Here is a 14,414-nt window from a genome sequence, read left to right as displayed (position 1 = left end):
CTATTATTTTAACTTCCAAAAATTTATTTTGACAGTAATTTTGATAATATCAAAACTTCTTAAAAGAGCAGCAATCCGTAATATTAAAAAAAAAATATTAAAAAAATTAGGAACTTTTAAAAATTAATTCAAGGATTAATTTTAATTTTCTTCTAAGTTGTTCGAAATTGAAACATTATTTTCTTCCCAATAGTTGGTAGTGCCATCATCATAATCAAGATTGAATTTTTGGAGCTTGATTGGTTGACCGATCAAATCCTACTTTATCATCGGCAATAATTTTTTGGTTTTCCATATTGTGATCATGAGTGATTGTTTTCCATCACTTACTGGTGGTGATGGTATTATCATTATTATCACCAATGAATGCCATGGAGATTTTTTGATTTATCTTTTCTGGATGATTCTCTATTAATTTCGTAGTCATCATTTGATCACGGATCGAATATATTTAATAACATAAACATTCCGATCAAAAACCAGATGTCAATATTAATATTTTTTGGGATGTTATTAATTTGGTTGATAAAATTAAATTTCATCTCTTTTATTTTTTTTTTTTTAAAATATTTTTTAAATTATAACATTTTTATTTTTTTATGCAAGTAAAACATTTTGCGAACTATGACCAAAAATCATTAATGATCGAGTTGAAATTAGCCATCATCCTTCAATTTAATTAATGAAAATGATTTGACAATAAATAAATTGGATATTGGATATTGAAATATTTTTTAATTTAAATTGATCTATCCTTAAACAATTCACAGTTAAAATCACCAATATGGATAAATAATGATAATTTAATCATTTTCATGAAAGTTAATTTAACCGTTAATATTTGATCATTCCCAGCGTGAGTATTTGTTGGTACACCAAGTTTTTATAAATTAAAAGTTCAATAATTGTTCTCCTAAATAATTCATTATTTCAACCTCATTAGGAAAATTAATTGCAGAAAGGTTTATGATTAATACCTTCGCTCATGATTTTTTATCACTCCAACAAGGTCATTCCGTAAAAGCTTTCAAAATCCAGAAGCTAATGACATCATGGTGATTGTTGTCGAATAATTTTAATTTTGGTCTTTTGATCAAACTTTTTTTAATCTTTTCACCAAATAAAAAGATGTCTAAAAAAAACGCCACTTCCAAGGAGGGCGATCAAAAATTTTTTTACTATAAGCAATAGGTGATTAAATTGTTTTTTAAATTTAATAACCTGCATGATTTAATGTTGTTAAAGGTTGATATATTTTTGGCAATGTTATTTTTTATACTTCATAATATCAATGATTTTTTCATTTTCAGAGTGACAATTATAAATAATGTATTAATCTTAATCTATTAGTGTAACTGATACGACCGGTTTTACGATCATACTTAATTTTTTTAATCATGTCACCTGTTTCAATATCAAAAATTTCTTTATAATCTCTTTTATTTTTAACATCCGCATAATAATATGTCACGTTGGCTAGTTTGCCAGTTCTAAGGTTAAAGGTTTCAACATGGGAAATAATTTTTTGGTTTTCAATATTTTGATAATGAGTTATTTTTTTAAATAACTGACTGATTATTACGGTATTCTGATTATTATCAGCAATTGATGGCGTTGTAATGGCTTCACGGGTGTCTGTTGGATTAATCGCTGTTAATTGCATAGCCATAATATTCATGTTCATAATGAAGCCAAATCCTAAAAAAGTCAACAAACTAATTTTTAAAAAAAATAAATTTTTTTTAAATGGAAACATTTTAATTAATCATTCCTTTGCGTATTTTGATGATCTTCCTCTGAACTAAGGTAATATTAGCCAGCCAATAGTAAAAATTTAATTTTTTTATTTTCTTAATAAAATTGATTGAATGATTATCAAAATCAATCAAAAATCGTACATACCACCTACCTTCCCATTGAAAATGGAATTTGATTCGCATTGATTTAAAAAATAACTGAGTTAAATATTTTCAATTTTTAGTATTGTAACACTATAAAATAAAAAAACCAGTAAAAAGCTTTCGACTGGTTTTTTTGATTTTCTACATGATATTAAAAAATCTGATTTCTTTTTAAATATTTTTTAACGACTAAATTTAATTCAATCAATTTTCTAATTGTTTTATTTTTCATTATTAATCACAATAATCAAATTTTTGAAGGTCCAAAAAGATATTTATTTTTTTTAATATTGGTTTCATTATCAAATTTTTTACCCAAACCAAAAAATAAATGATTGAGTTTAAATTAAAAATAATCCTTTATCTTTAAATATCAAATTGATTTATTTTAAAATAATTTTGATATTTAAAGATTTTCACTTTCTCAAAAGCAAAATCCTAACTTTAAATTGGGATTTTTTTTAATTTAAATTGATCTATGATTAATTAACAATCCCAATCACTAATATTTTTAATCATGATCATTTTAATAATTTTTATTAAAGTTAATTTACCCGTTAGTATTTGATCATTCTCAGATTAAAGCATTTTTATTGTACTAAAATTTTTTTTCAGTTAAAATTTAATTATAAAAAATTGAGTAGATTGGATTAATAATTCGCCAAATAAATAATTCCCTAATTTGAGTATTTTTCTTATATTTAATATTTTTTTAAGTTAACATATAATAATCAAAAAAATTAATTAATCAAGTAATTATTTTGTTAAAATTTTCGTCAAAGAGGTTAAAAAAGATGTCTAAAAAACCTTTATCAAAAGTTCAAATTATTTGTTATGTGGTTATTAGCATAATTATTTATATTATTATTTACTTTTTTTGTTATCGTTATTCAATAAAGAAAAAAAATGTGCCCGAAATCCCTCCAAAAAAAGAACAACAATTATTAGAAACAAAAAAATTAACTGATGCTCCAGAAGGAAAAAATATAAATTTCACCTCTTCAAACACCGAAAAATTTCCTTGTTTTCAAGATTTAATTGGTTTTTCAGAAGAAAAAAAAGCTTTAGACGGTTTTATTAATTATATTAAAAATCCGGAAGATTATCAAAATATTGGGAAAGTTGAACCTCCGTTAGGTATTTTATTTTATGGCGTGGCGGGAACTGGAAAAACTACTTTAGCCCGATCGGTGGCCAAAGAAACGGGGTTACCTTTTTTTGAAGTTCCAAGTTCAATTTTTTCCCAAAAATATATTGGCGATGCCCCCGAAATGGTGAGAGAATTATTTGATAATGCTCGGAAAGAAGCAGAAAGTAAAGGAGGAGCTATTATCTTTTTAGATGAATGCGAAACCATCTTTACTAATTTATCATTGTCAGCTAATGATACAGATATTGCTAATGTGGTGAATCAATTTAAAACGGAACTGACTTCGATGCATAATAATCCTGAAAAACCGATTTTTATTATCGGAGCGACGAATCATTTTTATCAAATTGATGAAACGATAAAATCACGTTTTAACTATCACATCGAAATTAAACCCGGCACCAAACAAGACAGAGAAGCATTTTTAAAATTTATGATTAAAAAACGTCAGAATCCTTATGAAAATGACGCTGAAACATTTTTATTAAAGGATATTAATGATCGTTTAGAAAGTTTACCTAATGATGCTCCAGAATATCTAAAAACTAATCGGACTTTAGAAAACTTGTTGAAAACTATTGTGAGTATTTTTGTACAAAATCGCAAAATAAAAAAAGAAAAAGAAAATTCAAATTCAAAATTACGTGATAACATCAATAAAGACGATATAGAAGAGGCCTATCAAATGGTTATTGGAAAACATATATCTAAAACTTAATTAATTTCCACTCACAGCCATAAAAAAAACATTTGATTAATATAAATGTCCTTTTTTCAATTTTAAATATCTTTCAAGCTCATGAAACTGAGAAATATTTTAATAATCTAAAATGGTATTTTAAAAATTTAGTTTAACTGTTTAATTCAAATTAAACAGTTAAATTTTTTTTATTCCCTGAAACATCATAAATTAAAAAATAAATATTATAAATATTAAATTTTATCAATATCCAAATAAATCATCTTAATTATATATATTAATCAAATAATCAAACAACCATATAATTTTAATAAATCTATTTTATTTTTATCTAGAAAATATTACAAAATAGCTAAATTTTAACAATTTAAACACACTATCTTAAGTGAAATATTATTAAAATAGGCAAGTTATTTATTTTGATTTAATTTTTGAAAAAAAAGAACGCTCAAAGCGTTCTCATTAAATAAATTATTTAGTAGAAATTAAAAAATATAAAGTTAGGTTTAATTTAGATATTGAATTGATGATATATTAGTTTTAAATTAAAAATTGCCTATTATCATTTGAAGCCGGAATTTGAATATGATATTTATTATATGGATCATAAAGCTTTTTTTCAATGTTGTAAATAACAAATTCACGGATATCATATAAATAATCACTTTTTTGTAAATTTAATTTTTTTAGAAAATCGGTAAAATCATTAATATTATAAATTTTTCTTATATATAAATTTGACGGAATTTGAAAATTGTTTTCAATTTGAAATTGAAATTTTGGTTCTTCAGAATTTCGTTCAGACAATTCTTTTGCTTCTACCAATTGATTTGATAATAATAAATCTATAATTTTTTTTGTAACGGGTAAATATTTTTGAAACTTATCAGTTATAAGTCTTACCCAATCAAAAGACAATTTTAAATTTTTAGTCATTAAACGTATACAATTAACTTCATCTTTTAAAAAAATAAGTCTTCTAATACTAGAATTAGACATTAAATCAATATTACTGCTTGATTTTTCTGAAAAAGATATGTTGTCATTAATACGACCTCGTTTAATTCCAGTTACATTCGAAAATTTAGTTAATAACTCCTTGTCACTACCATTCGGAATACTAGTATAAATAAATCGATAGTCGGATTTATAAATATTGGGCTGCTTTATTATTCCTTTATTTTTTAGTTTTTCATTTGTTTCTAAAACGCCTAATTTTTCAATCCCTTCATTCCAAATAATCGGATAAGTATCTAATTTAAGTTTATCCATGTTGTCTAAAAAATCTTTTTTAGAAAAAAAATTAATTCTACCAATATTATCTTTTTCCTTTGGTATCATATTTTCAAAAAATTTGTATTCTCTAATTATATCGCCATTTTGATCTTCATATGTTAAATAAGGTTCTTCTGCAACAATAGGAATATTTATTGTTTTTGATATTTCTAATTGTTTTTTTTCATTATTTAAATTAATAATTTGTTTCTGTAAAGCAGCTTTTTCTTGTTCTTTTTCATTAGTTAAACTATCAATTTTAGCTTGTAAAGAATCTTTGTCTTGTTCTAAAGTAATTTTTGTTGCTTCTAAATTAGTTTTTTCTTTTTGTAAATTTTGTATTTGTTTGTCTTTTTCATTAGTTAAACTATCAATTTTAGCTTGTAAAGAATCTTTGTCTTGTTCTAAAGTAATTTTTGTTGCTTCTAAAATTTTTATTTCTCTTTTTTTTTCATTAGTTAAACTATCAATTTTAGCTTGTAAAGAAGCTTTGTCTTGTTCTAAAGTAATTTTTGTTGCTTCTAAATTAGTTTTTTCTTTTTGTAAATTTTGTATTTGTTTGTCTTTTTCATTAGTTAAACTATCAATTTTAGCTTGTAAAGAAGCTTTGTCTTGTTCTAAAGTAATTTTTGTTGCTTCTAAATTAGTTTTTTCTTTTTGTAAATTTTGTATTTGTTTGTCTTTTTCATTAGTTAAACTATCAATTTTAGCTTGTAAAGAAGCTTTGTCTTGTTCTAAAGTAATTTTTGTTGCTTCTAAATTAGTTTTTTCTTTTTGTAAATTTTGTATTTGTTTGTCTTTTTCATTAGTTAAACTATCAATTTTAGCTTGTAAAGAAGCTTTGTCTTGTTCTAAAGTAATTTTTGTTGCTTCTAAATTAGTTTTTTCTTTTTGTAAATTTTGTATTTGTTTGTCTTTTTCATTAGTTAAACTATCAATTTTAGCTTGTAAAGAAGCTTTGTCTTGTTCTAAAGTAATTTTTGTTGCTTCTAAATTAGTTTTTTCTTTTTGTAAATTTTGTATTTGTTTGTCTTTTTCATTAGTTAAACTATCAATTTTAGCTTGTAAAGAAGCTTTGTCTTGTTCTAAAGTAATTTTTGTTGCTTCTAAATTAGTTTTTTCTTTTTGTAAATTTTGTATTTGTTTGTCTTTTTCATTAGTTAAACTATCAATTTTAGCTTGTAAAGAAGCTTTGTCTTGTTCTAAAGTAGCTATTTCTTGTTCTTTTTCTTTACTTAAACTATCAATTTTAGCTTGTAAAGAATCTTTGTCTTGTTCTAAAATTTTTATTTTAGATTTAATTAAAACAAAATTTTTGGAATCAATTAAACTTTTATTTGATTCCTTAAAATAGTCCCAAGAGAGAAATAATTTTGACTTAATAAAAAATATTAATCCCAAAAAAAATAAAAATATAAAAAACATAAAAATCGATTTTTTAATAAAATAATTATTATTTAACAAAAAATTATTCCTTTCTTAATTATTTATAATTATTTATTTTGCAGTTTAGATATTAAATGTTTTATTTAGTTTTCGCTATTAATTAACTTTTTTTAATTACTTTCAATAAGTTAATATTTTTTTCTTCATTATAAAATTTTAATAATTACCTATTTTATTCGATTTAAATTAATAAATATTAATTAATTTAATTTAAAATATTATTCAGATTATAGTTTTTTAAATTAATGATAATTAGGCACATTGATATATAAATAAAACATATAATTTTTCTAATCAAATAGTGTTTATAGGAGGGGAACTCTAACATCATCATAAAAAATAATCAAAAAGCAATTAAAATTTTAAAATTGATTCAATGATCGTAATTTTATTTAATTATCAAATATAAAAAATCTTAAAACTATTATGGTTTTAAAAAAATAATCACTACCACAATTGTGTTATCAATATAGTTTCATATTTATCACTAACTAATGAGTTTTTTAAAAAATTGTTTTGCTTTCTATTGGTTTAAATTCAAATTTATTATTAATATATAAAAAACTAATAAATTTAAAATTAAAATTTTATGTAAAAAAAATTAATTTTACCTTATATTTGTTTTTTATATATTATAATTATATATATATATTTTGTTTTTTTAAAATAAAAAATAAAATGTATTTAAATAATTGATAAAAATATCATAATAAAATTAAGAATATTAATAATTATGTTTTTAATTTTTTTAAAAAAATAAATTTCAAATTTAAACCAATAGAAAAAAAAATAATTTTTTTAGTGATAAGAAATTGATGAAAAAATTAAATTTTTAAAATATTAATTTTTGATCCAAAACTAAAAATCTTATTTTTTTAAATTTATCTTAACCAGAAAGGAAGTTAAAAAATATGTTTTTTTCTAATATCATGCAAACTATCATAATATTACTTTTAGGAGCTATTATTGGGGGTTGTTTATATCATTATAATCTTAAAAATACAATTATGAGTCTTAATTTGGATTTTTTCAAAACTGATCAAACACTTTTAAATAATATCGCTAGCTATTGGTTAAAATTAATTAAATTTATTATGGAAAAAATAAATATTTGATAATAAGAATAATCATTTTAATTATTAATTCGAGCTTTCACAAAATAAGTCCAATCTTTAAATAAAAAAAGGAGTTATTTAATATCGTGTTCAAATTAAAAAATGCGTTCAAAATCCTTAATGGAAGTTATTTATTAAGTTTATTATTAATCTTATTTAGTCATAATTATGTTCAGGCGTTGGAAAATCATCAAATTGATGATCATCCTGAATCGTCACTCAACGAAATACAACAACGAATTAACGAATTATCAACAGAAAGAAATCGAATAATGACACAAATTTTAAATTATCGATATTATAATCCTGAAATAATCGAAATTCTAACATCAAGATATCAAAATTTAAACCAAATAATTATTAATCTAGAACAACAAATGATAATTTTAACACAAGCCCCACAAGCTAATCATTATCCAACTAATTATCAAAATCATAATGGAAATCATTCAAACGACGACAATCATGATAACCGCCAATTATAAATTATTGGTGGAAAATCATTTTTTATTAAAGAGTTTATTGAGTTTATTAATCTAATATTGAATATCAATATTTTATTTATTAAATAGACACTAAATAGTGTAGAAAACCAAAATAAAACTTAAAAAAGAAGCTAAGACAGTTATTTAATTAACCGTTTGAGCTTCTCTTTTTATAATTTAAATTCCCAAAATATATTATTAACTTTTTCCTGTTAACAGAGTGAAAATCCAATTAATAAATACTTGTACACCAACATTACACCTTTATTATCCATTATAAATTGAACAAATATTAAGAATTAACCACATCAAGACCACTAAACAGTCAGAAATGTTTAAAATAATACAACCAATATTTAAATAAATAAAAAAAACTTTTTACTTGAAGGAAATTTTAGTTATTTTAAAAAAACCAAAATCAAATGAAATAAATTAAATCAAAAAAATAAAACAACTAAAATTAGAACAAATATTTAATAAAAATAATTTAAAAAAACTGATATTAAACATAAAATATATTAAAAACTAACTTAAAGAAATTTATAATATCATATAAAATAATTTACAAATTTATATTATATTATAAAAATAAATAATAAATAAATAAAAAAGAATTCATATCGAATTCTTTTTTTTGAATAATATAAAAAAATATTGTTAATTAACTTTCAATAAATTATTTTATTTCAAATAGTTTATCTATCTCTTCTTTAGTAATCGTTTCTTGTTCTAAAAGTAAAACCACAATTTTATCTAATAAAGATTTATTTTGCTTAATAATATTTTTAGTTTCTTGATGACAATCATCAACTATTTTTTTAATTTCGGTATCAATCGCTTTTTTATCTGAAAATTCAGAATCTTGTGTAACTCCTAAATCACTCATCCCGTATTTAGTTACCATTAATTTAGCAATTCTAGTAGCTTGTTTAAAATCATCATAAGATCCATTAGAAATATCATCAAAAACTAATTCTTCCGCTACTCGACCACCTAAGTAAGAAGTAATATTTGCTAACATTCTTTTCTTAGAAGAAAAGAAGGTTTCTTTTTCAGGTATCATTAAATTATAACCACCGGCGTTACCCCGAGGAATAATCGTAATTTTTTGAACTTTTTGTGCATATTTTAATTTTAAACCGATGACAGCGTGGCCAGCTTCATGATAAGCGACCATTTTTCTTTCTTCCGCATCATATTTAAGCGATTTTTTCGCGGGTCCCATTAAAACACGATCAATGGCTTCTTCTAATTCGATCATAGTAATTTGATCTTTTTGATTTCGCACCGTTAAAATTGAAGCTTCATTTAAAACCGCTCCTAATTGAGCCCCACTCATCCCCGGAGTTTGTTTCGCTAATTGATGAAAATCAATATCAGGGGATAATTTTTTATTTTGTGCATGTACTTTTAAAATGGCTTCTCGAGCTTTGATATCCGGTAAACCTACTTTAAAAATTCGATCAAATCTGCCTGGACGTAATAAAGCAGGATCTAAAATATCCACGCGATTAGTGGCAGCTACCACAATAATACCTTGAGATTTGGTAAAACCATCCATTTCGGTTAAAAGTTGATTTAAAGTTTGATCTTTTTCTTGGGAAGAACCGTGACCACTAACATTTCTTTTTCCACCTAAAGCATCAATTTCATCAATAAATAATACACAAGGAGCATTTAATTTCGCTTCTTTAAACAAGGTTCTGACCCTTGAAGCGCCCACACCCACATACATTTCTACAAATTCCGAACCTGAAACAGCAAAAAAAGGGACGTTAGCTTCGCCCGCTAAAGCTTTGGCTAAAAGAGTTTTACCGGTACCTGGTGGTCCTTCTAATAAGACACCTTTCGGGGTGGAAGCTCCTATTTGTTCGTATTTTTTAGGATTTTGTAAAAAATCAATTAACTCGGTCATTTCTTCTTTTTCTTCTTCATTACCGGCCACATCTTTGAAAGTGAAAAGAGATTTTTGTTTGGAAACAATTTGATAATTAGAATTTAATTTAACTGATGATGTATTCATAATATATACAATATATATAATAAAAATAATACTAGAAAAAACATTAATTAATTGTGATAAATATATAATTGTTTTAAAATAATTTGTATCAAGCTGAGACTTTATTTCTGTCAATTGATTTTTTTGATATTTAAATTCTAATAACTGAACAAATTTATCATAAAGCATAATTTCTGTTTTACAATAGCATGTTTCGTTTTTATCTTTATCAGTTGCTTCAATATAAAAGTAATCGCCATTCAAAAGATCATATTTTTTTTGATAAATTATTTTTTTTATTTTATTTTTGTCAATATCCGACATTAATACACAAAATTCTTTTTCTTTTTTAGGTAAATTATAATAATTCAATTGATAATTATAAAAAATCATAAATAAAAATAGACTAAATGAGGTTAATAAAATAATTAAAATAAATTTTTTTTTAATCCAAATAATAAAATTTTTAATTTTTAACATATATCATTCAATCCCCACAAAAGAAAAGAATTTTTAAAATCCCGTTCTAAAACTTGATAAATTTTATACCTTGTTCCTTTAATCAAAGGCAAACAGTATAATTCTTCTAAAGCTTTTTTTTCTAATTGTGCTAAAATAAGACAATATTTTTCAAAATCATCCCTTTTATTGTTATTAATTTTTTTATCTATTTTTTTTTGTAATTCTTGAAGAAATGATTGTAATTCTCCTACAGTAAATTCTTTTTCAGAACTTTCTGATTCTTTTAAAATAAATTTTCTTTTGTTGCTTTTACCTAATGAATCTAATATTTCAAATTGATCATACATATAAATAAATATTTGATGAGGATTTTTAATTGTTGCTAAAAAACCTGGTCCAAGATCTACATTATAAGAAAAAGAAGGATCTGTTGTTTGATCAAATTGAATTTTATCTGATAATGATGAAAAAACATTTTTCCAACTATCAATTAAAAATGAAGTCAATTTTAATTCTCTAAATTCAGTTGTTTCATCAAATCCAGTAAAAATTCTAATAATTAAAGGTTGTTGAAATTGAGGAAATTGTTTATTAAAATCTGTATTTACTTCTTCTAATAATTGACGAGCTTGTTCAGGTTGATATATTTTTGAATTAATATCTTGTTCTGATTGTATATTTTTTAAATTAAAAATATTATTTAAATTTTGTTGATGAAATTGTTGTTCATTAAAGTGATATTCTTCAGTAAACTTCACTAAATCAGAAACAAAAGAAAAATTAGGTACTAAACCAAAATAATCTTCTTTTTCTAATAAAGAACAACGATCTAAAGATAAAAATAAAGCTTTACGAAAACGAGCATCATTTAGAAAAAAATTAGTCTTGGTTTTTTGTTGTTTTAAAATTTCATCATCTTCATTCTCAATTTCTTCTTGTTTAAAAAAAATATAAATAGAATTACTAATAGTTTTTTTTAAAAAATTTTTAAATTTGTTTTGATTAATTTTTGAAATATCTTTTGTATCTTTAATAATGATTTCATTAATTTGATCTTTATTAAATAAATCATATTTTTCTTCTGAAGAATTAGTTTTTTTATAAAGAATATTTTTTAAAGGGTATTCGTTTTTTCGATAAAAAAAATCGTTTTTTTCAAATATCCAATCCTTTTGAGAATCATAACCTTGTTTAAGTAAATAAGGACCATAAGATAAAAAGGGGAAAGCTGAAGTTCCATAATTGGATTTATCTATATCGCCATTATTTAATGAATAAGTATTTTCAAAAATATCGGATGAAAATAAAGTTAATTGATTCAGTAAGCTAATAACAGAATGTAAATCTTTTTTTTCTTTATAAGATAAAATAAAATCATATTTTTCATTAATATCAATATCACATTCTGTTTCTAATAAAAATTTAAAATTTGATGGCAAATCAGGATTATCGGGTAATTTATCGATATCATATAATAATTTTATTATTTCCTTATGTTTTTCTAAAGAATACTTGACAACTTGATTATTAATTTCTGTTTGATTTTCAAATTGCAAATTATCTCTTAACTTAAAATGCCATCGATGAGATTCCCAATTGCGTAATTTATAAAAATTATTATAACCTCTAATATCGCATGAGATATTTTCTTCATCTTTCGGTAAATCTCCCAATAACCCCAAATCATATTGAGGTTTTAAATAAGGTTTTAATTCATTTTCTTTTAAAACTTTACTAAAATCTCCTTCAAAAGCAGCTCGACCTTGTTTTATTGATTCTTGCCAATCAGGTTTTACTACAACAAAATTTTCTCTCATTAATAAAAGCATTTCTTTTTGTAAATCTGTTAAATCAATAACAAATTTTAAATCACTAATTTCTTGGGATTCAGGAATTAATTTAGTATACATTTTTTCTTTTTCTAATTCTATTAAATTTTCATTATTATAAATATCAATATTTTTTTGGCTATGATTTTTGTCATTTCTAAGATACAAACAATATATAAAAAAAGCAATTCCGATAGTCAATAATATTACAAAAAAAATTATTAAAATCTTTTTATTTTTAACAAAAAATTCTTTCCAAGCCATTTATATATTTTGTAACCTTTCTTTTTTATATTTCATTTATTATGACATATAAAAAAAAAAAAAACAAGTTAAATGTTTTTTTACTTGATAAATAAATAACATAATTTAGAAAAAAAATCTTAAATTTTTTATATACAAATTTTATATTTCAAAAAATGAATAAAATTTCACAATGTTAAAGAAAATTATAAATATTTTTAATTCTTAAAAATAAAAAAAGACTAGCAAAACGCTAGTCTTCAAAGTATTAAAAATAAATATTAAAAAAATAAATTTATTTTTTTAAATTAACCTTTTTTTAATTTAGATTGATTTAAATTATTTTTTTAAATCAAACTAAAATAAAGTACTCGTTTGGAGAACCAACAAAATTAAATCAAGTTTATAAAAAAGTTAATTTTTTTGTTATCTAAATTGAAAATTATATTTATAAAAACGACAATTAAAGTTATTATTATAATTATTACATTAATTTATGACGATATTTTTATTGATAAATAATAATTTCTTATCATTATTATAATTAGTAACTCTATTATTAAAATCAAAAAATACAAAATCTATCGTTTCTTTTAACTGAGTTTCATTTAAATATAATCTTTTTTGTTTTAAATTTAAATTACTTGAAACATTATCATAATATAAACGATAAATTTTAAAATTATAATGATTTAATATTTCAATCAATAAACACCAATTTAAAATAATTATATTTTCATTTTCATCATATACATTGGTAATAATAGTTTGATTTGAAAATTCAATATTTATTATTTCTGAAAAACCTTTTTTAATTTTTAACATAATTTTATATAAAGATAAATATAATTGTTTATCATTGTTATTATTTTTAACGCCAAAAACTGATTTTATTAATTTAAAAAATATTGAAAAAAACTTTCTAATTTTTAACATAATTTTATATAAAGATAAATATAATTGTTTATCATTATTATTATTTTTATTATTATTTTTAAATTCAACAGCTGATTTTATTAATTTCAAAACTATTTGAATACCAGAGGTGGGAGTAGTAGCATTATCAAAAGCCACTAAATCAGAAAAAGTAACATCATTTGCGTGACCTATCGCAGTAACAATCGGGATTTTTGATTGTTGAATAGTTTTTATTATATCTAAATTATTAAAAACTGCATCAATATCTGATTCATTACCACCTCCACGGCTAAGTAAAATGATATTACATTGATTTTTATCATTTATTTCTTTCACCTTGTCAGAAATATCAACAATAGCATTGTAGCCTTGAGTAAAAACAGAAAATATTTCATATTTTTTATAATTTTCTTTGTTTAATTCAGCTTCAATATCTGAAATAGCATCTCCTTTTTCATTGGTTAAAATCCCTATTTTTGAATCTGATTTAATCACTTTGATAGTTTTTTGGCAGTTTTTATTTTCATCTTCTTCTATAAATAACCAATCAATAATTTCTAGTTTAAAAATATAGTTACCATAAAAATTTTTACAGATCAACTTACTTTTAACAATAATATCTCGATCTATTATATCTTTTGTGAATACTTTCATTTGTATCTTTATTTTATTATCATTTTTATGACTAATAAAATAGAAAATTTTTTCTTCGTTTCTAATATAACCTCTCATTAAAGGTATTTTTTTATTTTTATCTTTTTTAAATTCATCAATTTGTTCTAAAAAATCAGAAACATCGAAACAATTTTCTATAGAATATACCATATTTATTTTTTTCCTATATATATTTAAGACATTTTAAAATTATGAAATGTTTATATATTAAAA

At 22.1% G+C, this 14,414-nt stretch carries 8 protein-coding genes; 3 read left to right on the top strand and 5 right to left on the bottom strand.

What is annotated here, in order from left to right:
* Nucleotides 1-1,318: 1,318 nt before the first annotated feature.
* Nucleotides 1,319-1,756, bottom strand: coding sequence for a hypothetical protein (locus ATP_RS02535; protein ID WP_012504600.1), 438 nt, complete (start codon nucleotides 1,754-1,756; stop codon nucleotides 1,319-1,321).
* A 939-nt stretch (nucleotides 1,757-2,695) separates the two neighbouring features.
* Here ATP_RS02535 and ATP_RS02530 point away from each other — a divergent pair.
* Entirely contained in the window at nucleotides 2,696-3,769 is a 1,074-nt protein-coding gene (locus tag ATP_RS02530; RefSeq protein ID WP_148208581.1) for an AAA family ATPase, read from the top strand.
* Nucleotides 3,770-4,291: 522 nt separating this feature from the next.
* Here ATP_RS02530 and ATP_RS02525 read toward each other — a convergent pair.
* Complete coding sequence (locus tag ATP_RS02525) at nucleotides 4,292-6,490, bottom strand: coiled-coil domain-containing protein (protein ID WP_012504598.1); 2,199 nt, start codon at nucleotides 6,488-6,490, stop codon at nucleotides 4,292-4,294.
* 893 nt (nucleotides 6,491-7,383) lie between these two features.
* On the opposite strand from ATP_RS02525, the gene ATP_RS02515 reads away from it, so the two are divergent.
* Nucleotides 7,384-7,587 carry a hypothetical protein gene (locus ATP_RS02515; protein WP_041186095.1) on the top strand — a complete coding sequence of 68 codons (204 nt, stop codon included), beginning with the start codon at nucleotides 7,384-7,386 and terminating at the stop codon, nucleotides 7,585-7,587.
* An 86-nt stretch (nucleotides 7,588-7,673) separates the two neighbouring features.
* Complete coding sequence (locus tag ATP_RS02510; RefSeq protein WP_012504597.1) at nucleotides 7,674-8,072, top strand: hypothetical protein; 399 nt, start codon at nucleotides 7,674-7,676, stop codon at nucleotides 8,070-8,072.
* Between the two features lie 676 nt (nucleotides 8,073-8,748).
* Here the strand turns inward: ATP_RS02510 and ftsH are convergent.
* The 3 genes from ftsH to ATP_RS02495 all read right to left on the bottom strand — a co-directional run bounded on the left by ftsH (nucleotide 8,749) and on the right by ATP_RS02495 (nucleotide 14,351).
* Entirely contained in the window at nucleotides 8,749-10,554 is a 1,806-nt protein-coding gene (gene ftsH / locus ATP_RS02505) for an ATP-dependent zinc metalloprotease FtsH (protein WP_041186094.1), read from the bottom strand.
* A complete protein-coding gene (locus ATP_RS02500) occupies nucleotides 10,548-12,629 on the bottom strand; it encodes an ABC transporter substrate-binding protein (RefSeq protein ID WP_012504596.1) in 2,082 nt (693 codons plus the stop codon). Before ATP_RS02500 ends, ftsH begins: the two co-directional genes overlap by 7 nt.
* Before the next feature lie 468 nt (nucleotides 12,630-13,097).
* On the bottom strand, nucleotides 13,098-14,351 hold the full coding sequence (locus tag ATP_RS02495; RefSeq protein WP_012504595.1) for an exodeoxyribonuclease VII large subunit: 1,254 nt from the start codon (nucleotides 14,349-14,351) through the stop codon (nucleotides 13,098-13,100).
* Nucleotides 14,352-14,414: the final 63 nt, after the last annotated feature.

Source organism: Candidatus Phytoplasma mali (genome assembly GCF_000026205.1).
GTDB lineage: Bacteria > Bacillota_I > Bacilli_A > Acholeplasmatales > Acholeplasmataceae > Phytoplasma > Phytoplasma mali.
The sequence above is the reverse complement of the archived record's forward strand: the minus strand, read 5'-3'. Positions and strand labels throughout refer to the sequence as shown.